The organism is Roseateles flavus (assembly GCF_039872765.1).
GTDB classification, from domain to species: domain Bacteria; phylum Pseudomonadota; class Gammaproteobacteria; order Burkholderiales; family Burkholderiaceae_C; genus Roseateles_B; species Roseateles_B flavus.
In genome coordinates this window covers 190,683-213,452 of record NZ_JBDPZC010000002.1, presented here as the reverse complement: position 1 = coordinate 213,452, position 22,770 = coordinate 190,683, and the positions used below count along the sequence as shown (strand labels likewise).

The following is a 22,770-nucleotide window of genomic DNA, read 5'->3' as shown; positions in this document are numbered from 1 at the left end:
GCGTGCCCCCGGGGTGCTGCCCTGGCTCAGGCGATGAGCGAGCGTTCCGGCAGCGCCAGCGTCACGCAGGTGCCCACGCCGCGCTCGCTGCTCAGCGAGAGGCTGCCCTCCATCAGCTCGACGATCTCCTTGACGATGGCCATGCCCAGGCCGGTGCCGGGAATGGCGCCGGACTTGTCCGCGCGGTAGAAGCGCTCGCTGACATGGCTCAGCTCCTCGGCCGTCATGCCGATGCCCTGGTCCTGCACCGCGATCTCCAGCAGGGCCGGCCGCCCCTCGCGGAGGGTGCGCGAGAGCGTCACCCGCACCTCGCCGCCGTCCGGCGAGTACTTGTAGGCGTTGGACAGCACATTGCGCAGGGCCTGCAGCAACTTCGCGCGGTCGATGCGGACCTGCGCGCCGCCCACGTCCGCGGCGAGCTGCAGCCGCGGCGGTTCGCGGCCGTCCGCAGGCTGGAAGTCCTGCACCAGCTCGGTCAGCACCGGCGCCAGGGCCAGCTGCTCGAACTGGAAGTCCTTGCCGCGCCGCGCCTCCATGCGCGAGAGGTCCAGCAACTCGTTGAGGATCTGCATCATCGCCTCGCTCTGGCGGTGGATGCGGCCGAGCACATCCTTCAGGCGCTCCGGCGAGGGCGTGCGCATCAGCAGCAGCTCGGAAAAACCGTAGATGCTGGTCATGGGCGTGCGCAGCTCGTGGGCGGCGGTGGTGACGAACTCGCTCTTGAGCCGGTCCAGCGCGACCTGGTGGCTGAGGTCGCGGATGTGCAGCACCTGGCGGATGGAACTGCCGCTGCCGCGGTGCAGGGCCAGCTCCAGCACGCGGTCGCGCGGCTGGGCCAGCTCGATGGTCTGGCGGCGCCCGGCCAGCTGGTCGATGGACAGCGCGGCCTGCGCATCCACGCAGCGCGCCTGCAGCGCGCGTGACAGCCCGGCGGCGTCCAGCCCGAGGATATCGGCGATCTCGCTGCCGGTGAGCGTCTCGAAGGCGGGGCTGGCGTAGTGCACCGTGCCGTCGGCATCGAAGGCCACGAAGGCGTCCGGGCTCAGGGCGAAGATCGCCTCCAGCTGGGCGGACTGGCCGCTGAGCTGCTGGACGAGATCGGCCACCAGACGGGAGAGGTGCTCGATCTCGGACGGCGCCTCGTCGTCATGCAGCTGCAGCAGGTGGGAGAGGTTGCCGCGGCTGCGGTGCTGCTCCAGCAGCTCGCGCATCGAGCGCATGGCGGCGGCGCGGGCGGCCAGCTCTTCCTGCAGCTGCGCGGCCAGGCGCTGCTGCTCGCTGACGTCGCGCAGGGCGTAGACCCAGCCGGCCACCTGGCCGTCACCCGCCCGCACCGAGGAGCGGCTGACGGAGACGATCAGGGGCGCCCCCCGCGGCCGCGCCAGCACCATGAGGCCGCCGGCCTCGTCGCCCTCCTCCTTCTCGTCATGGAGGTACGGGACCAGGGACTGCAGGGGGCGGCCCAGCAGCTCCTGGGGGCTGCTGCCCAGCCAGTCGGCCAGCACCGGATTGACCAGCACCAGCTCGCCCTGCGCATTGGTGGTCGCGATGCCGTCGGCGATGGCGGACAGCGTCACCGCTGCCTGCGCGCGCTCGGCCTGCAGCGAGACCGCGGCCTTGTTGAGGATCTCGAAGGTCTGGCGGAATTCCAGCGGCGCGGCGGCGTCGTCGGCCATGCTCGCGAGGGTGCCGCCCTGCGTCTGCAGCTGCTGGCCGAAAGCCTGGATGCGGCCCAGATTGCCCAGCCAGCGCTTGAGCGGGAACCACACCAGCACCACGCCGCTGGCCAGGGCGCTGAGGCCCAGGGCCAGGGACAGCAGGGCCTGGCGCCAGATCTCCCCCGCCACGCGCCGGGTGTGGAAGCTCAGGCGCAGCACGCCGTAGTCCCGGCCTCCCACGCTGATCGGAAGGCTGGCATCCACCAGCTCCTCGTTGACCCGCTGCAGCAGCCAGAGCGGGGCGCTCAGACCCGGGTGCTCCTGGCGGCGCACGTCGATCAGGGCGCCCTTCATGTCGATGAACTGGGCCCGATCCAGCGCCGGGTGGTCGATGGCGCGTTCCAGCTGGCGCTTGATGGTGTCGTAGTCGCCGATCACCGCGGACTCGCCCACCGCCGGGCTGATCACCGCGCCCAGGGTGTCCACCTCGATGATGGCCTGGTCCATGCTGCTGCGCGCTGTGTACCAGGCGAAGCCGCCGAAGCCCAGACCCACGAACAGCAGCATCGCCGCCGAGTGCAGCAGGAAGACCCGGGCCACCAGACTCTGAGGCAGCAGGGCGCCGAAGCGGAGGGCCATGGTTCAGCGCAAAGGGGCCGGCGCGCTTTGGTAGAAGCGGCGGTAGGCGGCGTACTCGCTGCCGTCGGACGCGATGAAATGCGCCTCGCCGGACAGGCCCAGGGCCTGCGAACCCTGCTCCAGGATGGCCAGGCCACGCGGGTCCTTGTGCATGTTGACGAAGGCGCGGGCCACGGCCTGCATGTCCTTGTCCGGCACGCGGGCGGAGGCCATCAGGGCCAGGTCGTGCAGCGCGTCCGAGCTCCACAGCACGCGGTAGGCCTTGCTCTCGCGCCGGGCGTGGCTCTCCGCCAGCTGGGAGTTGACGCCGCAGGCCGCCACCTTGCCGCTGTAGAGCTGGGTCAGGGCGCCGTCCATGTTGCCGCCGAAGACCACCCGCACATTGATCTTGCGACTCAGCAGCTGGGCATAGGGGAACTTGTAGGCCACCAGGGCCTCGGGGCCGGGGAAGGCGACGTCCTTGCCCTCCAGCTGGGCCAGCTCCCTGATGGGGGAGTCGGCCGGCACGATGATCTGGCCGTGGATGGGCGGTGTCTGGCGCCGGCCGAAGACCCGCCAGCCCAGCTGCTCGCGCTCCGGGCTGAAGAGGTGGTTGCTGAAGACGAAGTCCACCTCCTGCGCCAGCACATAGCTGGTGGTGTCCGCCGAGGTGCGCCCCAGCTTCAGCGCCAGCTTCACCCCGCTCTTCTCCGACACGTAGGCAATGATCGGGTTCCAGTAGCTCGCCATCAGCGGGATGCTGGCCTGGTTGACGGGAGAGAAGTTGTAGACCTTCTCCTGCGCCAGGGCGGGCGTGCCCAGGGCCGCGAGGCCCAGGGTCGATCCCAGCTGGCGCAGCACGGTGCGGCGGGCGGCATCAGGAAGCGTGGCGCGGGGCATGCATCACCTCGGGGGCGGCTCTTGAAGCGGCCATGATGCCCCCAACTGCCGGCCAGGCAGCCTCACGGCCCCTGCAAAAGCGCGACTTTTCTGACCAGGGGAAGGGGTGGGTGCCGCGGCGCTGCGCTGCGCTGTCAGCAGGAGGCCACAGAGGGCATGGGCAGTCCTGCCAGCGGGTTCAGGCGCTCAGCAGCTGGCCCACCTGCTGCTGCAGCCCCTCCGGCGTCACCTGCTCAGGCGCCAGCGCCGGCCCGGCCACCAGCCCCACGCGGCTGAAGATCCCGCGGCGGAAGGGCCGCACCATGGCCTGGCCCTGCTCGATGCGCGAGAAGTAGGAGCCCCAGAGGTTCTGCAGCGCCAGGGGCACCACGGGCACGGGCTGTGCCTCGAGGATCTTCATGATGCCGCCCTTGAAGGGCTGCAGCTGGCCGTCGCGGGTGATGCCGCCCTCGGGGAAGATGCCCAGCAGCTCGCCGTCGGCCAGCACGGCCTGCGCTTCCTTGAAGGCGGCCTCGTAGATGGCGGGATGCTCCTTCTGCGGGGCGATGGGGATGCACTTGGCCAGGCGGAACAGCCAGCCCAGCACCGGCATGCGGAAGATGCGGTGGTCCATCAGGAAGCGGATGGGGCGGGGGCTGGCGGCCATCACCAGCACGGCGTCGATGAAGCTGACGTGGTTGCACACCAGCACGGCCGCGCCCTTGAGCGGGATGTGCTCGTCGCCCTTGAGCTTGAAGCGGTAGATCAGGCGCGAGAGGCAGAAGGCGAAGAAGCGCAGCAGGTACTCCGGCACCACCAGGAAGATGTACAGCGCCACCACTGCGTTGGCCAGGCCCAGCAGCCCGAAGAGCTGGGGCAGGCTCAGGCCCGCGCCCAGCAGCACGCCGCAGATCAGCGAGCTGGCGATCATGAACAGCGCGTTGAGGATGTTGTTGGCCGCGATGATGCGCGCGCGGTGGCTGGGCTGCGAGCGCATCTGGATCAGCGCGTACATGGGCACGCTGTACAGGCCGGCGAAAAGCGCCAGCAGGCACAGGTCGACCAGCACGCGCCAATGGGCCGGCTGGGCCAGGAACTCGGAGAGGGTCAGGGCTTGCGCGACGGCCGGCAGGCCTTGCGAGGCCGCGCTGAGGTCCAGCGCGAAGACGCTCATGCCGATGGCGCCCAGCGGCACCAGGCCGATCTCCACGTGGCGGCGCGACAGCATCTCGCACAGCAGCGAGCCCGTGCCGATGCCGATGGAGAACACCACCAGCAGCAGCGAGGCCACCTGCTCGTTGCCATGCAGCACGTCCTTGGCGAAGGCCGGGAAGTTGGCCAGGAAGACGGCGCCGAAGAACCACATCCAGGAGATGCCCAGCAGCGAGCGGAACACCGCCAGCTGCTCGCGCGCCAGCACCAGGTTGCGCCAGGTCTCGGTGACGGGGTTCCAGTTGATCTTCAGGCCCGGGTCGGTGGAGGGGCTGTGGGGAATCAGCTGCGCCGTGAGCCGGCCCAGCACGGCCAGGCCCAGGGCGGCGAGCGCCACGTGATGCCGGCCCACCTCCGGCGTGGCGATCAGCAGGCCGCCGGCCACATTGCCCAGCAGGATGGCCACGAAGGTGCCCATCTCCACCATGCCGTTGCCGCCGGTGATCTCGCGCTCGTCCAGGTGCTGGGGCATGTAGGCGAACTTGACCGGGCCGAAGAGCGTGGAGTGCAGGCCCATCAGGAAGACGCAGGCCAGCAGCACCGGCACGTTGACCGTCCAGAAGCCCCAGGCGGCCAGGGCCATGATGGCGATCTCCAGCTCCTTGATGCGGCGCATCAGGCCGGCCTTCTCGAGCTTGTCGGCCAGCTGCCCGCTGGTGGCCGAGAGCAGCACGAAGGGCAGGATGAACAGCGCGCCGATGACCAGCCCCGCCTGCGCCGGCGGCAGCCAGGAGAGCTGCAGCTGATAGGTGATCAGCACCGTGAAGGCGAACTTGAAGAGGTTGTCATTGCCCGCCCCGAGGAACTGCGTCCAGAAGAAGGGCGCGAAGCGGCGCTGGGCGAGCAGGCTGAACTGGTTGCCGTGGGCGTGGTCGTCTTGAGCGTTGTGGGCGTCGGACATGGCGGACTTCTTCAGGGCTTGATGAGGACGGCGCGCTCGCCCAGGCCCGCACGGGGCAGCCAGGCGAACATGGAATCGACGGTGACGGTCTCGATGTGACCGGCAAAGCGCTGGGCATTGGGGTGGTCGTCAAAGGCCACATTGGCCATGCCGACGCGCGCCCCGAGCCGGGAGAGCGTGGAGATGCGCAGGTCGCTGGGCTGGTAGCCCTGGCGCTGCAGCCAGGCCTGGGCCTGGGCGCGGCCCTGCAGGCCGGGCTCGGCGGCCAGGGCGATGGACTCCAGCACCCACTGGTTGCTCTGCTGGTAGCGGGTGGCCCAGGGGTAGGCCACCATGGAATAGCGATGCTCGTGCACTGTCAGCAGGCGCTGGGGATCGCGCAGAAGCGGCAGCAGGGCCTGCTGCAGCGCGGGGCTGAGCACGACATAGGCGGCCTCGTAGCGGTGCGGCCGGTCCAGGAAGAACTCGCCCAGGCCCTGGCGGTAGATGGCTGCATCGGCCGTGCCGCAGTGGTTGAGCTTGTGCAGCACCCGCCACACCGGCCTGCCCGCCTGCTCCGTCTTGTAGGCCAGGCCCAGGTGGGACCACTGCAGGCCGTACTTGGACAGGTCCTGCCCCGCACGGGCCAGCACCAGCACCTGCGCGCCGCTGGCGTCCAGCTGCTGGGCCGTGCGCTGGGCCAGGGCCATGCCCTGCTCGATCTGCGGCCGGGTGAGGGGCTTCTCCTCGCAGGGGCGGCCCGCCTGGGCCGTGCTCACCACCACAGCCAGCAGCAGGGCGGTGGTGGCGGCCTTCACTTGCTGACCTTCTCGTTGTAGAGCAGGGAGGCGCCGATCTCGTTGGGGATGAAGCAGATGGCCTCGCCCGCGATCGACAGCACGGTGCCCGTGGCGATCACCGAGACGGTGACCGCCGTGCCCGCCGACAGCGCCGCGCCCTTGAGCACCTTGCCGGCAAAGCGGATGCTGATGCGCGCGCCATCGGAAGCCCGCTCCAGGATCCAGACCGTGCCCTGCGCGCTGGCCTCAACGGCCACCACGGTCAGCACTGCGCCGGCCGAGAGCAGGGCCACCGGTGCCGCCACCGACACGGCCACGGGCAGCATGGAGACCAGGCTGAGGTCCGCGGAGGGGTCATGGGCCTGGCTGGCCAGCGGCAGGCTCAAGGCCGCGCAGAGCAGGGCACGGGCATGCAGGCGGTGGTGCAGGGGCGTCATGAGCGGTCCTTTCAAGCGTCGGCCAGGCCTCAGGCGGCCGGGGTGGTGTCCTCGTGCATCACCGGGCGGCGGCCGTGGTAGCGGGCCTCGGCGATGTCGGCGTCATGGGCGTCGCGCAGCATCTTGGCCAGGGTGAAGACGTTGGAGATCAGGTAGAACCAGCAGACCAGCAGGTAGGCCTTCCACACCGGCTGGATCTCCATGCGCCACAGGCCCCAGCCCGTCAGGCCCATGGCCAGGAAGAAGGCGCTCCAGACCACCACCCGCCACATGGGCGTGTCGACGGACTTGTCCTGGTTGTCGCGGATGAACTTGGCCAGCACGAAGGCGGTGGAGAGGCAGAAGATGTAGCCCATCACCATGAAGGCGCGGTCCAGGTCCTCGCCCGGCAGCCAGGCCAGGCCGATGGCGCACAGGCTCACGCTGAGGCCGAAGGAGATCCAGACCTGCAGGCGCCAGGCGGCGGTGTCGCGGCGGACGATGGACGGGGTGTGTTGCATAAGATCCTCCCGGAGGTCGCTGGGCCCATGATCTGCCGGCCGCGGGGCCCGGTCCTCCGCTGTGTTGGTCAGTACTGCCAGCCGGCCGGCGAAGTATCGCCTCATGACACCGCCCCCCCGAAATGGTGGGCGCTGGCGAAAACCCGCGGGCTCAAGACCTGGCCCTCCCAGCGCACGCTGCGCTTGAGCGCGAAGTCGAAGAGCAGGGGGTTGGCATCCCGCAGCCGTTCCAGGTGGGGGACCTCGGCTCTGTCCAGCAGGCCTGCCGCGACCAGGCGCCCCAGCCGGTGCAGGGGGCGCACGGCCGGCAGCGGGTAGTCGGAGCCGTGCAGCAGGCGCTCGTGCCAGTCCTGCCGGGTCAGCAGGGTGCGCCAGACCTCGGGCTCGCGGTTGAACTGGAACACCGCCGAGACGTCGCCCAGCAGGCGCTGGCGCCCGTCCGCCTCGTCCATCAGCCGGGCAAAGAGCTCGAAGGCGGGGCGACGCCGGGGGCGCGACCGGTCCAGGTCCAGCGCCTGGCCCAGGGAGGCGCAGTGTGCGGCGATCACCCGCACGCCATGGCGCAGGGGCTCCCGCAGCAGCAGCGGATTGCCCAGGTCCTCGCGGCCGGCGCCGGGCACGGCGTGCTCTTCGCCGCAGTGCACGATCAGCGGCAGGCGGCTGGCGGCGAGCTGCTCGTAGAAGGGCCGCAGCCGCGCATCGCGCAGGTCGATGGCCATGCTGCTGGGCAGCCACTTGATCGCCACGGCGCCACCGGCCCGTGCCAGGGCCAGGCGTTCCAAGGCGTCCGGCCGGTAGGGGTGGATGGAGGCGACCCAGCCGAAGCGCTCCGGATGGGCCGCGGCCACGCCCTGCGCATAGGCGTCGGGCGTGTGGAAGGTGGTCCAGTCCGGGCGGGGACGGCCCTGCGCATCCAGGGCCTCGTCAAAGGCGTAGAGCAGCCAGCGCGCCCCGGGCGGGAAGTCGGCGGCCAGCTGGCGCAGGCGCTGCACATAGGCGCGATCGGTGCTGGCGGCCGGGCCGGTTCCGGCCGGGCGCGCGCAGGCGGCGTCCATGATCACCCGCTTGCGCACCACCTCCATGGGGTGCCACCACTGGTCCATGACGGGGTTCAGGCGGCAGCCGCTGCCGGCATCGCCGCTGCCCAGCAGGTGGGTGTGCACGTCCCACACGCGGGCCGGGTCCAGGCCGTCCCAGCTGCGGGCGAGCAGGTCCTGCAGCGCGCTGTCCAGGGCGGGCCGCGGCGGCGTGTCGGGGCAGGGCGATGTCCACGGGGAGGCCAGGGCGGGCGCAGGTGCGAGGCTGGTGAAGAAGCCCAGGGCGGCGGCACCGCAGCACAGCAGGCGGCGGCGGTCGGGGCGAAAGTGGGCACGGGTGGCGGCAGGGTGCTCATGCGCTGTCATGCCGGCATGCTGGGGTGCCAGGACTTGCCCGCCGCCGGATTTGCAAGGCCGGGCCATCCCGGGGCACCGGCGGTAGCGTCTGCTGCTACCGTTGCGCCATGTCCGGTACCCACGACCTGCTCACCCTCATCAAGGCCGAACTCAAGGCCCAGTCCATCAGCTACGGCCAGCTGGCCCAGGCCCTGGGGCTGTCGGAGTCCAGCGTCAAGCGCATGTTCGCCAGCGGCGGCGAAATGCCGCTGTCGCGTGTGGACGAGATCTGCCGCGTGCTGCGCTGCGACTTCGCCGAGCTCTCGCGCCGGCTGGTCGAGGCCCGGCCCCTGCGCCGCGAGCTGACACTGGCCCAGGAGCGCGCCGTGGTGGCCGACGACAAGCTCCTGCTGATGGCCATCTGCTGCCTCAGCCAGTGGACGGCCGAGCAGATCAGTGCCCACTACCGCCTCGACGAGGCCGAGGTGACGCGCTACCTGGCGCAGCTGGACCGCCTGGGCATCATCGAGCTGCGCCCGCTCAACCGCTACAAGCTGCAGGTGGCCAAGACCTTTCGCTGGCGGCCGCAGGGCCCGGTGATGCAGTACTTCCGCGAGGAGGTGATGCAGGACTTCTACGCCGGAGGCTTCGACGGCGAGGGCGAGCTGTTGATGCTGGTCCATGGCCAGCTGGCGCCGGCCAAGGCGCGCGAGCTCAACGAGCGCCTGCAGCGCGTGGCGGAGGACTTCGCCCGCCAGCACCTGCTGGACCAGAAGCTGCCGGACGCCGAGAAGCGCCAGTACACCCTGCTGATGGGCATGCGCGGCTGGCTCTTCGAGCGCTTGCGCCACCTGCAGCGCCGCCCGAACGTCCAGTCCTGAGAACCTGAGAGGAAGCCCCGCATGCACAAGTCCCGACTCGAAGCCTTCAGCGATGGCGTCATCGCCATCATCATCACCATCATGGTCCTGGAGCTGAAGGTGCCGCATGGCGACAGCCTGGCGGCCCTGTGGCCGCTGCTGCCGGTGCTGCTGAGCTATGTGCTGAGCTTCGTCTACGTGGGCATCTACTGGAACAACCACCACCACCTGCTGCATGCGGTGCGCAAGGTCAGCGGCGGCGTGCTGTGGGCCAATCTGCACCTGCTGTTCTGGCTGTCCCTGCTGCCCTTCGTGACCGGCTGGATGGGCGAGAACCACTTCGGCGCCCTGCCCACCGCCGTCTACGGCTTCGTGCTGCTGATGGCGGCCATCGCCTACTGGCTGCTGGCGCATTGCATCCTCAGCGTCGAGGGGCCTGACTCCGTGGTGGCCCGCGCCCTGGGGCGGGACCGCAAGGGGAGCTGGTCCGCCGTGGCCTACGCCCTGGCGCTGCCCCTGGCCTTCGTGCTGCCGGCGCTGGCGCAGGCCGTCTTCGTGGGCGTGGCCATCGTGTGGCTGGTGCCGGACCGGCGCATCGAGCGGGCCCTGCAGGCGCACGAGCCCCCAAGCGGCGCGCACTGACTCTGCCTGGGCCCTTACCCGGTGACGCTCACCCGGTGGCGCTCACCAGAACTGCCAGTTCCCCGTCGCCACCACCCAGATCCCCAGCGCGCCATTGGTGACGGCATGGGCGATCACCGCGTTCCACAGCCGGCCGGTGTGGACGTAGATCCAGGCGTAAGCCGCGCCGGCCACGATGGCGGCGAGCCACAGCGGGTGCACCAGCATGAAGGCGAAGGTGGCCATCAGCACGGGCTTGATCGTCACTCGCTGCGGCGGCACCGACTCGAACTGCGGATGCTCGAGCCAGCGCATCACGAAGCTGCGCCAGAACAGCTCCTCCATCACCGGCACCAGGGCCGTGGCGCCCAGCCAGCGCACCGCGATGAGGGGCCAGTCCAGGCGGCCGTCGGCCTGGGTGGGCACGAAGGGGGCGGTGGGCTCGCCGATCTGCATCCAGGGCGCATCCAGGTGGATCCAGGCCACGAAGACCAGCAGGCCCAGGCCCACGCTCCACAGCCATTCGCGCCCCTGCGGCCGGTTCTGGCGGTGCAGCTCGCCGAATCCGCGCCAGCTCCAGGCCAGCAGGCCGCCCACCAGCAACAGGTTCAGGGCGTAGATCCAGCGGGCGTCCAGCCAGCCGATGTCGGCCATCACGCCGCGCAGGGCCAGCAGGCCCAGGAAAAGCAGGAAGGGCAGGATGCGGGCCCAGGCCGCGGGGCTGAGGTTCATGGCGGTGTTGATGGGGTCAGGTCTTGCCGGATTCAGCCGGTGGCCTGTTCAAGGCGTCCAGCACGGCGGCATTGTGCTCACCCAGCGCAGGCGCGAGGCTGCGCAGGCGGCCCGGCGTGTCGCTGAGCTTGGGGACGACGCCCGGCACCTCCAGCGCCAGGCCCCGGGCCGTGGTGATGGATTCGATCATGCCGCGGGCGCGGTAGTGCGGGTCCTCGGCGATGTCCCGCGCGGTGTAGATGCGGCCCACCGGCACACGCACCGCCTGCAGCAGGCGCAGCACTTCGTCCACGGGGCGCTGCACGGTCCAGGCGGTGATGGCGGCGTCCAGCTCGTCTGCGCGGGCGGCGCGGCCCGCATTGCCGGCCAGGCCGGGGTCCTGGCCCAGGTCCTCGCGGCCGATGGCGCTCATCAGGCGCTTGAAGATGGAATCGCCGTTGCCGCCGATCACCACCTGCCCGTCGGCGCAGCGGTAGGCATTGCTGGGCGCGATGCCGGGCAGGGCGGAGCCCGCGGGCTCGCGCACCGCCCCGAAGGCGCTGTACTCGGGCAGCAGGGACTCCATGCAGTTGAAGACAGACTCGTACAGCGCCACGTCCACCACCTGTCCGCGCCCCGTGCGCTGGCGCGCCTGCAGGGCCAGCAGCACGCCGATCACGCCATGCAGCGCTGCCAGGGTGTCGCCCAGGCTCACGCCCGCGCGCACCGGCGGCCGGCCCGGCTCTCCCATCAGGTGGCGCAGTCCGCCCATGGCCTCGGCCACCACGGCGAAGCCGGGCAGGTCGCGGTAGGGGCCAGTCTGCCCGTAGCCGCTGATGCGCAGCATGATGAGCCCGGGGTTGTCGGCCGCGAGCGTGTCGTAGCCCAGGCCCCATTCCTCCATCAGGCCGGGGCGGAAGTTCTCGATCAGCACGTCGCTCTCGGCCGCCAGGCGGCGGGCCAGGGCGCGGTCGGCGGGCTCGCGCAGGTCCAGGGTGATGCTCTGCTTGTTGCGGCTCTGCACCTGCCACCAGACGCTCTCGCCCTCGTGGAGCATGCGCCACTGCCGCAGCGGGTCGCCGCTGCCGGGCGGCTCCACCTTGATCACCGTGGCGCCGAAGTCGGCCAGGGTCTTGCCCGCGAAGGGACCGGCGATCAGCTGACCCAGTTCCAGGACCTTGAGGCCGGCCAGGGGGCCGTCGTGCAGGGGGGCGTCGGTGTTCATGGGGTTTCTCGATGGGGATCGGTGGCGGGCTTGCCGGCAGTTTGCCCGCCCGCCTGGAAGTACTGCCTCAGGGCGGCGATGGCATGCCGCACCTTGGCGGGCTGGGCGTCGCGCTGCGGGCTCAGGGCGTGGATGGGCAGGGCGGGCCAGGCCAGCTCCGGCAGCAGGGCCAGCAGGCGGCCGGACTGCGCAGCCTCGCCCACGTCACCGGGGCTCAGCAGGGCCAGGCCCAGGCCGGCCTCGCAGAGCTGCTGCAGGCTCAGCTGGTTGTTGCTGGTGGCGCGGGCCTGGACCTCCAGCACCCGGCTGCCTGCCCCGGGCAGCGGCAGGCGGTGGCGGCTGCCGGCGTCGGGGCGCAGCAGCAGCCAGTCGTGCGCGGCCAGGGTCTCCAGCGTGGGCACGCCGTGGCGGGCGAGGTAGGCGGGCGCGGCATAGAGCGAGACGCCCTTCTCGCCGATGCGCGTGCCCACCCAGGCGCTGTCGGGCAGACGGCCGAAGCGGATGGCGAGGTCGATGCGCTTCTCGACGAGATCCGTGAAGCCGTCATCCACCTCCAGGTGCAGGCGCAGGGCGGGATGCGTGGCCAGCAGCGGCGCCAGGGCCGGGCCCAGCTGGCGGGCGAAGCCCACGGGCGCGGCCACCCGCAGCTCGCCCTCGGGCGCGTCGCGCAGCTGGTGCAGCTGCGTCTGGGCCTCGCGCGCGGCGGCCAGCATGGCGGCGCAGCCCTCGTGGAAGCGGCTGCCGGCGGGGGTGAGGCTCAGCTTGCGGGTGGAGCGGTGCAGCAGGGTCACGCCCATGTCCCGCTCCAGGGCCCGCACCTGCTGGCTGACGGCCGAGGTGCTGGTCTGCAGCTGGCGGGCCGCACCGGCAAAGCTGCCCTGCTCGATGACGGTGGCCAGCACGGCCATGCGCTTCAACTGATCAAGCATGGCGCCTCCCCCTGCGTTTCAACGGGTCAGACATGAAGATTTTCTAAACAGTGCTGGTGAATTCTGCCGTCTTATCACGGGACTGTGAAGTTTTTAAAGTTCATCCCATCGCAACACCGCGACCGCCGCAGTCACCGATGGCGGTCGCCCACTGAAAGGACATCGTATGAAGATCGCTCTGATTGGCGCCACCGGCTTCGTGGGCAGCGCCGTGCTCAAGGAACTCCTGGCCCGCGGCCACGAGGTGCGGGCCCTGGTCCGTGACCCCGCCAAGCTGGCCAGCCAGCCGGGCCTGCAGACCGTGAAGGCGGACGTCACCGACGCCAGCGCCGTGGCCGAGTCCGTGCGCGGCGTGGACGCCGTGATCAGCGCCTACAACCCCGGCTGGGGCCATGCCGACCTGCACGATGAGTTCCTGCGCGGCTCCGCCGCCATCAATGCTGGCGTCAAGGCCGCGGGCGTCAGGCGCCTGCTGGTGGTGGGCGGCGCCGGCAGCCTCTACATCGCGCCGGGCGTGCAGCTGGTCGACACGCCGGCGTTCCCGGCCGAATGGAAGGCCGGTGCCCTGGCCGCCCGCGAGGCCCTGAACCGCCTCAAGACCGACGAAGGCCTGGGCCTGGACTGGACCTTCCTGTCCCCCGCCATGCACCTGGAGCCGGGCGAGCGCACGGGCGTCTACCGCCTGGGCCGTGACGAACCGGTCTTCGACGCCGAAGGCCACAGCCGCGTCACCGTGGCCGACCTGGCCGCCGCCCTGGTGGCCGAGGCCGAGCAGCCGCAGTTCGTGCGCCAGCGCTTCACGCTGGGCTATTGAGGCCGCAGGGCCTCGCGAAGAGGCCCCCTCCTGCCCGGCTACTTGCCCTTGCGCAGATCCTTCACGTCTTCTTCGTAGCGCTGGTAGGGCTTCGAGTAGTACTGCAGGCACTCATTGCGGCGGACCGTGTCATTGATCTTCCAGCACGATTCCTTGCCGTCCTGCATGCTGCGCGTGTAGATGGCTTCGCATCCGCTGCATGCTAGCGCCGCGAGGGTGGCGAGCAGCACCGTCGGAAGCGATGAAAGGCCGGCGCGAATTCCTTGATCCGGAGAGGCCAGGGGATGGGGAGGGGTGGGTTTCCTCATCGTGCAGTCGAAAGGTCAGGCGCTCACTGCGCAGTTGGGAATCGGGGCCGCAGTTGGGCACTGGCCGGCGTGCAGTCATAGGTTCAGAAATACCCCCGCACACTCAGCTGCCAGGCCCGCGCCTGCGGCAGGCTGCCGTACTCGCTGCCCGGCCGGCCCTGCTGGGCCTGCCACTGCAGCGCCAGGTCCAGCCCCGGCCAGCGGTAGCGCAGCTCCAGCCACTGCATGCGGCTGTGGTCCTCGGGGTTGAGGCGCAGCAGGGCGTTGAGGTCCAGGTGTTGCCAGCCCAGCAGGTCGGGCCAGTTGGCGTAGAGGCCCCATTGCCCGCGGGTGTTGAGCGCCTGGGCCGTGTGCGCCCAGCGGCGGTACGCGAGGTAGGCCGCGGGCTGGGTCTGCAGCTGCTGCCAGGCCTGGCGATCGGGGGCGGCGCTGTCGTGGGCCCATTCGAGGGTCAGCGAGAGCTTGTTGCCGGCCGTGTAGCGCAGGCCGGTGGCCAGGCGCTGCTGCCAGTGGCGAGGTGCGCCGGGCAGGGTCAGGGCTTGCGCGATGGCGTCCGGCGCGCGCCCGCCGGCCCATTCGAGGTAGAGCACGGTGGCCTGCCCGAGCAGGCTGCTGAGGTTGAAGCCCAGCTGCGGCGACTGGCCGTCCGCGCCATAGAAGGACCACTGCGGCTGCAGGTCCTCGCTCCAGCGCTGGCTCCAGCTGAGCAGCCAGCGGCTGCGCTCGTTGGTGGCACCCAGATCGGCACTGAGCCCGGCCTGGCTGGGCGCCTCGGCCAGCTTGGGGGCCACGAGCGCCGTCAGCGCACCGCCTTCCCACAGGTGCTGGGCACGCAGCATCACCGTGCCCAGGCGGTGGGTCTTGAGGCTGGCCGGGTCTGCCGAGATCTGGGAGCGCAGGGCGCCGCCGCGCAGGAAGTCGCTGGGGTTGTAGCCCGTGCCCAGGCCCTGTCGGGCGTTGATGCGGCCGGCGTCCAGCAGCAGCTGCTCGCGGACGCGCCAGGAGGCATAGGCCTCCTGCAGGCTCAGCAGGGCCTGAGGGTAGGGCGCCTGCGCGGGATCGCTGTGATCCAGGCGGGCGGTGCCCAGCCAGCGCAGGTCCGGGCCGGCCTGGACCTCGCCCTGCAGCAGCACGGATTGGCGCTGCTGCGCCTGCCAGGTCTGTGGGCCCGCCAGGCTGCGCTGCAGCGCGCGACCCCAGGCCAGTTCGGCATGGCCGTGCCAGGTCTTGCCCGAAGGGGGGGCGGGCGTCTCGGGGGCAAGGTCCGCCAGGCGCAGGGCCTGGTCCTCGTCGGGGGCGACCGTGCCCTGCGCCGCGGCGGTGCCGGCCATCAGGGCCAGGGCCAGGGCGAGGCATTTGTGTCGTGGCATGGACCTCATTCCGGCTTGAAGCGCGGCAGGTAGTCGCGCTGCAGCCAGGCCTCGGGCACGTCCCGCCGCGCCCAGTCGCTCAGGCGCATGACGGTGACCCAGCTGGGGTCCAGGCCGTCGATGATGACGGTCTCGGTGGGCCGCTCGGCGCCCAGCTGCGCCTGGTAGCGGCGGTAGAAGGCGGTCTTGAGCAGGGCGCCGCTCTCGGCCATGAACTGCGCCTTCAGCGGACGCAGGCCGTCCACGGCGATCCACAGCAGGATGCGGTGGTAGCTGGCGTCTGCATTGCGCGCGGCGAGGCTCAGTCGGTAGCTGCGCCGCTTCTGGCGGTCGCCGTCGCTGACCTCTTCCTCGACGGCCTCGGTGGCCTGGTAGTCGCGGGCCAGGTTGACCGTCACCACGTCGCCGTTGGAGGCCTGGCCCAGCAGGCGCTGCTGGGGCGAGAGCCGGATGCTGGCGCGGTTGGCGGGGTCGTAGAACCAGAGGTCCTTGCCGCTGTAGAGCATCAGCTTGCCGGTGTCGCGCGCCGGGGCCATGAAGCGGACCAGGCTGCGGAACTGCCCGCTGGCGTCGGCCTTGGAATAGACGGCCAGCGTGCTGCTGTCGGTCTGCTTGCCCTGGCGGTACTCCAGCAGGGTGTTGGTCAGGCCGAAGCCGTGATCGGGGTTGCGCACGGCATCGCTGGCGGCCAGCAGGGCCTGGGGATCGGTGGCGGCGTGGGCCAGGCCCCCGGCACACAGCAAGGCGGCCAGGGCCAGCCACTCACGACGGGATGGAAGCATCGGCACGGTCTTCTCCTCAGACATGGCGCAGGGCCTCGACGATCTGCAGCCGCGCCGCCCGCTGCGCCGGCCACCAGGCCGAGAGCAGGGCCACGCTCAGCAGGCCCGTAGCGCTGCCCAGCAGCAGGCCCCAGTCGCCCAGCAGGCGCACGCGGATGGGGTAGGCATAGACATAGCCGGGCGGCGTCCAGCTCAGGCCGGCGCGGTTGATCAGCGCGGCGACGACCAGGGCCACCAGCAGGCCCAGCACCACGCCGATCAGGCCCAGCAGCAGGCCCTCGGCCAGGAAAAGGCCGCGAATGCCGCTGCGGCGGTCGCCGATGGCGCGCAGCGTGCCGATCTCGACCGTGCGCTCCATCACCGCCGTGCTCATGGTGTTGCCCACGGTGAAGAGCACGATGACGCCGATCAGCACGGCGATGAAGCCGAACATGGAATCGAAGAACTCCAGGCTCTGGCGGTACATGGGCGCCAGGGTCATGAAGTCCAGCACCTCCAGGGCCTGCGTGCTCACGCCGGGCTCCTTCAGCAGGGTGTTCAGCCGCGCCTGCGCCAGCGGCAGCGCGGTCGTGTGCTTCAGCTGGATCTGCAGCGCCGTCACCTGCGGCGCCTGCCCGCCGTAGACCAGCTTCTGCGCCTGGGCGAGGTGCATCACGGTGGCGCGGTCATCGAATTCCTTGAGGCCGAAGTTCTCCGCCCGCAGCACCTGCAGGGCGACGACATTGGGCGCACCGCGCAGGCTGGAGGCCAGCATCTCGATCTGCACCGGATCCTGCGCGCCCGCCTGCCGCGCCTGGGCCTGCTCGCTGCTGAGGGCCGCAATGTCGGCGGGGATGCCCTCCTGCGTGCCGCTCGGCTCCGCCTCGGGCGGCGGCGGGCAGTCGGCCACCTGCAGCTCCGCGCAGAGCTGCAGCTTGCGGGCCACGCCCAGGCCGATGACGACGGCATTGGGCGGGCTGCCGCGCAGGTCGCGCGGGGCGGAGTACATGGCGGCGCCGTAGTCGTCCCAGCGGCGCAGCGCGGCCTGCCCCTCGGGCTCGATGCCGGCGGCGGCCACCGGCGTGGACTGGTTGGCGGCGAAGTGCCCGGCCAGGCCGCCCAGCTCCAGCTTGGCCGTCACCACGCTGACCAGGGGGCCCAGCACCGCATCGCCGCGGATGCGCTGCATCAGAGCCTCGTAGTCCTTGATGCCGTAGCTGGCCGGATTGCCGCTGCCGTAGAGGAAGTAGCCCTGGCGCTGCACCTGCAGATGGCCGTGGAGCTGGATGAAGCCCGTCTCCATGCCCAGGATGGCATTGCGGCTGTAGCCGCCGAAGATCAGGATGGCGCCCAGCCCCACCACCATGGCCAGCAGGGTGGTCAGTGAGCGGCGGCGGTTGCGCAGCAGGTTGCGCAGGGCCAGCTTGAAGGTCGTGGCGTTCATGCGCGGACCTCCTGGCGGTCGATGACGCCGTCCTTGATGTGGAAGACCTCGTCGGCCTCGGCCAGCAGCTGCTGGTCATGCGAGGAGAACACGAAGCTCACGCCACGCTCGCGCTGCAGCCGGCGCATCAGCGCGATGATGGTGGCGCCGGTGCTGCTGTCCAGGTTGGCCGTGGGCTCGTCGGCCAGCACCAGCTCGGGCTCGTTGGCCAGGGCGCGGGCCACGGCCACCCGCTGCCGCTGCCCGCCGGACAGCTGCCCCGGGCGGTGCCGGGCGAACTCGGCCAGGCCCACGGCCTCCAGCAGGCTGCCCACGCGCTCACGGCGCTGCGCCGCGGACAGGCCCAGGCGCAGCGTGGGGTACTCGACGTTCTCGTAGGCGTCCAGCACCGGCAGCAGGTTGAAGTTCTGGAACACGAAGCCCAGGCGCCGCGCGCGCAGGTCGGCCAGCTGGTTGTCGCTGAGGCTGCGCACGGACTCGCCCAGCACCTGCACCTCGCCCGCATCCGCCTGGTCCAGGCAGCCGATGATGTTGAGCAGGGTGGTCTTGCCGCTGCCCGAGGCGCCAGCGATCACGCTGAAGCGCCCCGGTGAGAGCCGGAGGCTGATGTCGCGCAGCGCCGGAACGCTGACGGCATCCATACGGTAGGTCTTCTGGACCTGCTGGAGAACGATGGGGGCCATGGTGGAGGGTGATGGTGTCGGCCGCAGCAGTCTCGCAGTTCGGGCGACTGGGGTATTGAATGGAGTCGACAGAGGCCCGACCGTAAAGTGGGGCATGCCGGCGAGGCGAACCACGCAGGGAGTAGACTGCCCGGGCACAGGCATAGGCACAGTGCGAGAGCCACCCATCCGGGGCGGCCTCCGCAGCGAACGGCGTCATGCGCGCGGTGCAGCCCTCACCCGGAGCACCGTGAACGAGTCCCTCGACATCCCCGCTGATTCCTCTTCCCCGCCGGGGCACCCGATGGTCGTGGCGCTCGGGGCCTCTGCGGGTGGCTTGGAGGCGTTGCGCGAATTCTTCGGTGCCATGGTGCCGGACGAGCGGCTGGCCTTCGTGGTGCTGACCCACCTGCCGCCGCACCACGTCAGCTACCTGGCCGAGCTGCTGCAGCGCGCCGGCATGCTGCCCGCCCAGGAGGTGCAGGCGGGCGACCGGATTCGCGGGGGGCGCGTCCATGTCATGCCGCCCGGATGCTGGATGAGCGTGCAGGGCAATGTGCTGGCCTTCGAGGACAAGCCCGTCGACAGGGCCGCCGGCCTGCGCCCCATCGACCACTTCATGGCCAGCCTGGCCGAGGATGCCGGCGCCCGCGCCATCGGCATCGTGCTCAGCGGTACCGACCACGACGGCACCGCGGGGCTGAAGGCCATCAAGGCCGCGGGCGGCTGGACCTTCGCCCAGACGCCCGCGACGGCCGAGTTCCCCGGCATGCCGCAAAGCGCGATCGCCGCCGGCGCGGCGGACGAGGTGATGGCGCCGCGCGCCATGGCCCTGGCCCTGCTGGACTATCTGAAGCGCCAGCCGCAGCCGCTCCCGGACGAGGCTGCCGGCGACGACGACGTCAGCGCCGAGAGCGAGGACCTGCTCCATGAGGCCCTGGCCCTGGTGCTGGATCGCACGGGGCACGACTTTCAGCTCTATCGGCCGGGAATGCTGCGGCGGCGTCTGCGCCGGCGGATGGTGCGCAGCCGCTGCCAGCAGCTGGGCGAGTACCTGGAGCTGCTGCGCGACACCCCCGAGGAGAGCGCGGCCCTGGCCGCCGAGTTCCTCATCGGGGTGACCGAGTTCTTCCGCGACGGCGAGGCCTGGGACGAGCTGGCGGACACCCTCCTGCCGGCCCTGCTGGCCGAGCGCCAGCCCGACGCCCCTCCGCTGCGCGTCTGGACGCCCGGCTGCTCGTCTGGCGAGGAGAGCTATTCCATCGCCATGCTGCTGATCGAGGCGCTGGAGCAGCGCGGGCTGCCGCCGGCCGTGCAGGTGTTCGGGACAGACATCGACCTGGAGGCGCTGGCCGTCGCCCGGCGCGGCGTCTATCCGGCCTCGATCGATGCCGCGATGCCGCCCGAGCGCCTCGCGCGCTTCTTCGACCGCCGGGGAGATGACTTCGTCGTGTGCAAGCCGCTGCGGGACAGCGTCATGTTCGCGCCGCAGAACCTGGCGCGGGACACGCCGTTCTCGCGCCTGGACCTGCTGCTGTGCCGCAATGTGCTGATGTACCTGGAGCAGTCGCTGCAGGACCGCATCGTGCAGCTCTTCCATTTCGCGCTCAAGCCCGGCGGGCTGCTGTGGCTGGGCAAGGCCGAGTCCCTCACCGGGCACGGCAGCCTGTTCGAGCCGGTCTCCCGCCCGATGCGCGTGTACCGCCGCCTGGGGGGGCGTTCCCACCTCCCGCGAGGCTTCATGGCGCCGCTCAGCCCCGCCGCGGAATCGGCCTACCGGGCCGCCGACCGCTCGCTGGCGGCCGGCGATGTGTTGCGCCTGCACTTGACGGGCCGCGAGGTCAGCGCGGCGGTTCTCATCGACCGCGAGGGCCGCGCCCTGCACTACCACGGCGACACCGGGCGCTTCCTGGCGCCGCAGGGCGATGCCACCCAGGAGCTGCTGCGCACTGTCCGGCAGGAGCTGAAGCCCGCGATGCGCCTGCTGATCCGGCAGGCCTTCTCCGAGGGCGCGGCCACCTCGCGCCAGATCGCCCTGCAGGACGGGCTGCTCACGAAGCAGGTGCTCATCCAGGCCGAGCCCGTGCAGGGCAAGGCGGGCCGTGGTGCCTTCGTGGTGACGTTCACCGCCTCCGGCCGCGCACCTGGGCCGGCAGCGCCGGTCCCGCCTGCAGGCGAGGGCTTGAGCGAGCTGGAGGAAAGCCGGCGCGAGCTGGCGCAGGCCCTGGAGGATGCGGAGCGCAGCAACGAGGAGCTGCGCCTGGCCAGCGAGGAGGCGTCCTCTCTCAACGAGGAGCTGCAGTCCTCGACCGAGGAGCTGGAAAGCTCCAAGGAGGAGCTGCAGTCGCTCAACGAAGAGCTGGCCACCGTCAACGCGCAGCTCGAGGAGCGCATGGCCGAGATGGCGCGCCATGCCGACGACCTGTCCAACCTGCTGGAAAGCACCGCGCTGGCCGCCATCCTGCTGGACCGCGAGATGCGCATCCGGCGCTTCACCCCCGCAGCCATGCAGCTGTTCAGCCTGCGTTCCGGCGACGAGGGCCGCCTGCTCAGCGACATCGCCAGCCGTGTCGAGGACCCGCAGTTCGCCCAGGAGGCGCGCCGCACCTTCGACCTGCGCCAGACCTCGGACGCCGAGATCACGAGCCTGGACGGGCGGCTGTACCTGCGCCGCCTGCAGCCCTTCCTGACGCAGACCGGTGAAGTCGATGGCGTGGTGGCCACCTACATCGACATCACGGTGATCCGCAACGCCGCGCAGCAGGTGCGCCAGCTGGCCTCGGTGCTGGACCATTCCAACGACGCGGTGCTCACGCTGGATCCTCAGGGGCTCATCCTCAACTGGAACCAGGGGGCGGAGCGGATCTTCGGCTACACGGCAACGCAGGCCCGGCAGCTGACGATCTTCGACCTCGTGCCGCCCGAGTACCAGGACGGGACGCGGCGGCTGATGAAGCGGGCGCTGGAGGCCGGCGCAGCCGGGCCGGCGGATGTCCTGCGCTGCACGCGGGGTGGTCACCGCATCAATGTGTCGGTGGTCATGTCCGCGCTGCGCAATGAGCAGGGCATGCCGGCGGCGCTCCTGTCCACCGAGCGCGACATCACCGAGCGGCGGCGCATCGAGAGCGAGGTCCGCTTCCGCCGCCTGGCCGATGACATTCCCGCCCTGCTGCGGGTGGAAGACAGGCAGGGCCTGGCGCAGTTCGTCAACCGCGCCTGCACCGAGTTCACCGGGGCCTCGATTGACATGCTGCTGGGCAGCGGCTGGCTGGAGTTCGTCCATCCGCAGGATCGCCAGCGCTACCTGGCCGAGCAGACCCGTGCCTATGCGGCGCGCGCGCGCCTGGAGATCGACATCCGCCTGCGCCGCCATGACGGCGTGCCGCGCTGGACGCGCTCCATCAGCGTGCCGCATGTCGGCGGCGACAGCGAGTTTGCGGGCTATGTGGCCCTGATGCTGGACATCGACGACCGCAAGCTCGCGGAGCGCGAGCTGATGGACGCGCACCGCCGCAAGGATGAATTCCTGGCGATGCTCGCCCACGAACTGCGCAATCCGCTGGCCCCCATCCGCAATGCGGCGCAGCTGCTGTCGCGCCAGGACGCCGCGGGCGAGACGGCGGCCTGGGCCGTGGGCGTGATCGAGCGCCAGACGCAGGCGATGAGCCGTCTGCTGGACAGCCTCCTGGACGTGGCGCGCATCGCACGCGGCAAGACCGAGCTGGAGCTGGCGCCTGTCGAGTTGCGCGTCGTGATCGAGCGTTCGATCGAAGTCAGCCAGGCCCTGATCGACTCGCGAAGCCAAGTGCTGCGCGTGGAGGTGCCGGACGAAGCGCTGCTGATCAGTGGCGACCTGGTACGCCTGACCCAGGTCTTTGCCAATCTGCTGAACAACGCCTCGAAGTACACCGACGAGGGCGGCGAGATCCAGGTCAAGGCCTGTGCGCTGGGGCGGCAGGTGCTGGTGCAGGTCAGCGACAACGGCGCGGGCATCTCGGCGGACATGCTGCCGCGCGTGTTCGACCTGTTCAGCCAGGCCGACCGCACCCTGGACCGGGCCAAGGGCGGCCTGGGCCTGGGGCTGACGCTGGTGCGCCAGCTCGTGGAGCTGCACCGCGGCGAGGTGACCGCGTCCAGCCCCGGCCTGGGCAAGGGCAGCACCTTCAGCGTGCGTCTGCCTCTGCTGGAGCCGCTGCCGAAGTCGCCCGCCCAGGCCCCGGCCTCGCCGGCGGTCCCGCGTGCCAGCCCGCTGGCGCGGCGGGTTCTCGTGGTGGACGACAACGTCGACGCGGCGCAGATGCTGGGCGCCATCCTGCAACTGCACGGCCATGAGGTGTGCCTGGCCTTTGACGGCGCGCGCGCCCTCGCCGTGGCCGATCAGCAGCCTTTCGACGTGATCATTCTGGACATCGGGCTGCCCGGCCTGGACGGCTACCAGGTCGCGCGCACCTTGCGTGGACGCGCGGCGATGTCCGGCGTGACCCTCATCGCACTCACGGGCTATGGCCTGAAGGAGGACGTGGACCGGGCCCGCAGCGCCGGATGCGACACGCACTTCGTCAAGCCCGTGGACGCGGATGCCCTGTTGCAGCGCATCGAGCAGGCGCCACCGCGCAGCCCCTGACCCTGCCGCTCGTCCAGCGCTCGTGCCGGGCGCGGGCGGGTGGCAGCACCCAGCCCTGCCTGCCTTCTTCGTGGACGGGCGATG

The 22,770-nt window shown here is 71.0% G+C and carries 19 protein-coding genes; 4 read left to right on the top strand and 15 right to left on the bottom strand.

What is annotated here, in order from left to right; translation table 11 throughout:
• Positions 1 to 26 precede the first annotated feature (26 nt).
• From ABDJ40_RS06690 to ABDJ40_RS06660, 7 genes are all read right to left on the bottom strand, one after another.
• Entirely contained in the window at positions 27 to 2,297 is a 2,271-nt protein-coding gene (locus ABDJ40_RS06690; protein ID WP_347607859.1) for a sensor histidine kinase, read from the bottom strand.
• 3 nt (positions 2,298 to 2,300) lie between these two features.
• Positions 2,301 to 3,176 carry a phosphate/phosphite/phosphonate ABC transporter substrate-binding protein gene (locus ABDJ40_RS06685; protein ID WP_347607856.1) on the bottom strand — a complete coding sequence of 292 codons (876 nt, stop codon included), beginning with the start codon at positions 3,174 to 3,176 and terminating at the stop codon, positions 2,301 to 2,303.
• A 178-nt stretch (positions 3,177 to 3,354) separates the two neighbouring features.
• Positions 3,355 to 5,268: an MFS transporter gene (locus ABDJ40_RS06680; RefSeq protein WP_347607853.1), complete on the bottom strand. Its 1,914-nt coding sequence runs from the start codon at positions 5,266 to 5,268 to the stop codon at positions 3,355 to 3,357.
• Positions 5,269 to 5,279: 11 nt separating this feature from the next.
• Positions 5,280 to 6,065, bottom strand: coding sequence for a DUF2145 domain-containing protein (locus tag ABDJ40_RS06675; protein WP_347607850.1), 786 nt, complete (start codon positions 6,063 to 6,065; stop codon positions 5,280 to 5,282).
• On the bottom strand, positions 6,062 to 6,484 hold the full coding sequence (locus ABDJ40_RS06670) for a hypothetical protein (protein ID WP_347607847.1): 423 nt from the start codon (positions 6,482 to 6,484) through the stop codon (positions 6,062 to 6,064). Before ABDJ40_RS06670 ends, ABDJ40_RS06675 begins: the two co-directional genes overlap by 4 nt.
• 29 nt (positions 6,485 to 6,513) lie before the next feature.
• The gene (locus ABDJ40_RS06665) at positions 6,514 to 6,984 is read right to left on the bottom strand and encodes a YiaA/YiaB family inner membrane protein (RefSeq protein ID WP_347607844.1); all 471 of its coding nucleotides are present in this window, start codon (positions 6,982 to 6,984) and stop codon (positions 6,514 to 6,516) included.
• 101 nt (positions 6,985 to 7,085) lie between these two features.
• The gene (locus tag ABDJ40_RS06660) at positions 7,086 to 8,387 is read right to left on the bottom strand and encodes an amidohydrolase family protein (RefSeq protein ID WP_347607841.1); all 1,302 of its coding nucleotides are present in this window, start codon (positions 8,385 to 8,387) and stop codon (positions 7,086 to 7,088) included.
• A gap of 98 nt (positions 8,388 to 8,485) precedes the next feature.
• Here ABDJ40_RS06660 and ABDJ40_RS06655 point away from each other — a divergent pair, with 98 nt between their 5' ends.
• On the top strand, positions 8,486 to 9,238 hold the full coding sequence (locus ABDJ40_RS06655; protein WP_347607838.1) for a helix-turn-helix domain-containing protein: 753 nt from the start codon (positions 8,486 to 8,488) through the stop codon (positions 9,236 to 9,238).
• A 21-nt stretch (positions 9,239 to 9,259) separates the two neighbouring features.
• The gene (locus ABDJ40_RS06650) at positions 9,260 to 9,859 is read left to right on the top strand and encodes a TMEM175 family protein (RefSeq protein WP_347607835.1); all 600 of its coding nucleotides are present in this window, start codon (positions 9,260 to 9,262) and stop codon (positions 9,857 to 9,859) included.
• Positions 9,860 to 9,901: 42 nt separating this feature from the next.
• Here the strand turns inward: ABDJ40_RS06650 and ABDJ40_RS06645 are convergent, their stop codons facing one another.
• The 3 genes from ABDJ40_RS06645 to ABDJ40_RS06635 are packed head-to-tail and all read right to left on the bottom strand — an operon-like array spanning position 9,902 to position 12,703.
• Entirely contained in the window at positions 9,902 to 10,570 is a 669-nt protein-coding gene (locus ABDJ40_RS06645) for a CAAX prenyl protease-related protein (protein ID WP_347607832.1), read from the bottom strand.
• Between the two features lie 16 nt (positions 10,571 to 10,586).
• Positions 10,587 to 11,774 carry a CaiB/BaiF CoA transferase family protein gene (locus ABDJ40_RS06640; RefSeq protein ID WP_347607829.1) on the bottom strand — a complete coding sequence of 396 codons (1,188 nt, stop codon included), beginning with the start codon at positions 11,772 to 11,774 and terminating at the stop codon, positions 10,587 to 10,589.
• On the bottom strand, positions 11,771 to 12,703 hold the full coding sequence (locus tag ABDJ40_RS06635) for a LysR family transcriptional regulator (protein ID WP_347607826.1): 933 nt from the start codon (positions 12,701 to 12,703) through the stop codon (positions 11,771 to 11,773). Before ABDJ40_RS06635 ends, ABDJ40_RS06640 begins: the two co-directional genes overlap by 4 nt.
• A gap of 166 nt (positions 12,704 to 12,869) precedes the next feature.
• Here ABDJ40_RS06635 and ABDJ40_RS06630 point away from each other — a divergent pair, with 166 nt between their 5' ends.
• Positions 12,870 to 13,517, top strand: coding sequence for an NAD(P)-dependent oxidoreductase (locus tag ABDJ40_RS06630; RefSeq protein WP_347607823.1), 648 nt, complete (start codon positions 12,870 to 12,872; stop codon positions 13,515 to 13,517).
• Positions 13,518 to 13,555: 38 nt separating this feature from the next.
• Here ABDJ40_RS06630 and ABDJ40_RS06625 read toward each other — a convergent pair whose 3' ends face one another.
• The 5 genes from ABDJ40_RS06625 to ABDJ40_RS06605 form a co-directional block, all read right to left on the bottom strand.
• Positions 13,556 to 13,825 carry a hypothetical protein gene (locus ABDJ40_RS06625; RefSeq protein WP_347607820.1) on the bottom strand — a complete coding sequence of 90 codons (270 nt, stop codon included), beginning with the start codon at positions 13,823 to 13,825 and terminating at the stop codon, positions 13,556 to 13,558.
• A gap of 83 nt (positions 13,826 to 13,908) precedes the next feature.
• A complete protein-coding gene (locus ABDJ40_RS06620) occupies positions 13,909 to 15,195 on the bottom strand; it encodes a hypothetical protein (RefSeq protein WP_347607817.1) in 1,287 nt (428 codons plus the stop codon).
• 5 nt (positions 15,196 to 15,200) lie between these two features.
• A complete protein-coding gene (locus tag ABDJ40_RS06615) occupies positions 15,201 to 15,977 on the bottom strand; it encodes an outer membrane lipoprotein-sorting protein (RefSeq protein WP_347607814.1) in 777 nt (258 codons plus the stop codon).
• A gap of 16 nt (positions 15,978 to 15,993) precedes the next feature.
• The gene (locus ABDJ40_RS06610; RefSeq protein WP_347607810.1) at positions 15,994 to 17,400 is read right to left on the bottom strand and encodes an ABC transporter permease; all 1,407 of its coding nucleotides are present in this window, start codon (positions 17,398 to 17,400) and stop codon (positions 15,994 to 15,996) included.
• Entirely contained in the window at positions 17,397 to 18,083 is a 687-nt protein-coding gene (locus tag ABDJ40_RS06605) for an ABC transporter ATP-binding protein (protein WP_347607807.1), read from the bottom strand. Before ABDJ40_RS06605 ends, ABDJ40_RS06610 begins: the two co-directional genes overlap by 4 nt.
• A 229-nt stretch (positions 18,084 to 18,312) precedes the next feature.
• Here ABDJ40_RS06605 and ABDJ40_RS06600 point away from each other — a divergent pair, with 229 nt between their 5' ends.
• Positions 18,313 to 22,686, top strand: a complete 4,374-nt coding sequence (locus ABDJ40_RS06600; RefSeq protein WP_347607804.1) for a chemotaxis protein CheB — start codon at positions 18,313 to 18,315, stop codon at positions 22,684 to 22,686.
• Positions 22,687 to 22,770: the final 84 nt, after the last annotated feature.

Coding starts and splice junctions, on each gene's coding strand:
- ABDJ40_RS06680 (WP_347607853.1), bottom strand. CDS start 5,268: ATGTCCGACGCCCACAACGCTCAAGACGACCACGCCCACGGCAACCAG.
- ABDJ40_RS06655 (WP_347607838.1), top strand. CDS start 8,486: ATGTCCGGTACCCACGACCTGCTCACCCTCATCAAGGCCGAACTCAAG.
- ABDJ40_RS06630 (WP_347607823.1), top strand. CDS start 12,870: ATGAAGATCGCTCTGATTGGCGCCACCGGCTTCGTGGGCAGCGCCGTG.
- ABDJ40_RS06605 (WP_347607807.1), bottom strand. CDS start 18,083: ATGGCCCCCATCGTTCTCCAGCAGGTCCAGAAGACCTACCGTATGGAT.
- ABDJ40_RS06615 (WP_347607814.1), bottom strand. CDS start 15,977: ATGCTTCCATCCCGTCGTGAGTGGCTGGCCCTGGCCGCCTTGCTGTGT.
- ABDJ40_RS06625 (WP_347607820.1), bottom strand. CDS start 13,825: ATGAGGAAACCCACCCCTCCCCATCCCCTGGCCTCTCCGGATCAAGGA.
- ABDJ40_RS06610 (WP_347607810.1), bottom strand. CDS start 17,400: ATGAACGCCACGACCTTCAAGCTGGCCCTGCGCAACCTGCTGCGCAAC.
- ABDJ40_RS06650 (WP_347607835.1), top strand. CDS start 9,260: ATGCACAAGTCCCGACTCGAAGCCTTCAGCGATGGCGTCATCGCCATC.
- ABDJ40_RS06660 (WP_347607841.1), bottom strand. CDS start 8,387: ATGACAGCGCATGAGCACCCTGCCGCCACCCGTGCCCACTTTCGCCCC.
- ABDJ40_RS06690 (WP_347607859.1), bottom strand. CDS start 2,297: ATGGCCCTCCGCTTCGGCGCCCTGCTGCCTCAGAGTCTGGTGGCCCGG.
- ABDJ40_RS06670 (WP_347607847.1), bottom strand. CDS start 6,484: ATGACGCCCCTGCACCACCGCCTGCATGCCCGTGCCCTGCTCTGCGCG.
- ABDJ40_RS06620 (WP_347607817.1), bottom strand. CDS start 15,195: ATGCCACGACACAAATGCCTCGCCCTGGCCCTGGCCCTGATGGCCGGC.
- ABDJ40_RS06635 (WP_347607826.1), bottom strand. CDS start 12,703: ATGCTTGATCAGTTGAAGCGCATGGCCGTGCTGGCCACCGTCATCGAG.
- ABDJ40_RS06685 (WP_347607856.1), bottom strand. CDS start 3,176: ATGCCCCGCGCCACGCTTCCTGATGCCGCCCGCCGCACCGTGCTGCGC.
- ABDJ40_RS06640 (WP_347607829.1), bottom strand. CDS start 11,774: ATGAACACCGACGCCCCCCTGCACGACGGCCCCCTGGCCGGCCTCAAG.
- ABDJ40_RS06645 (WP_347607832.1), bottom strand. CDS start 10,570: ATGAACCTCAGCCCCGCGGCCTGGGCCCGCATCCTGCCCTTCCTGCTT.
- ABDJ40_RS06665 (WP_347607844.1), bottom strand. CDS start 6,984: ATGCAACACACCCCGTCCATCGTCCGCCGCGACACCGCCGCCTGGCGC.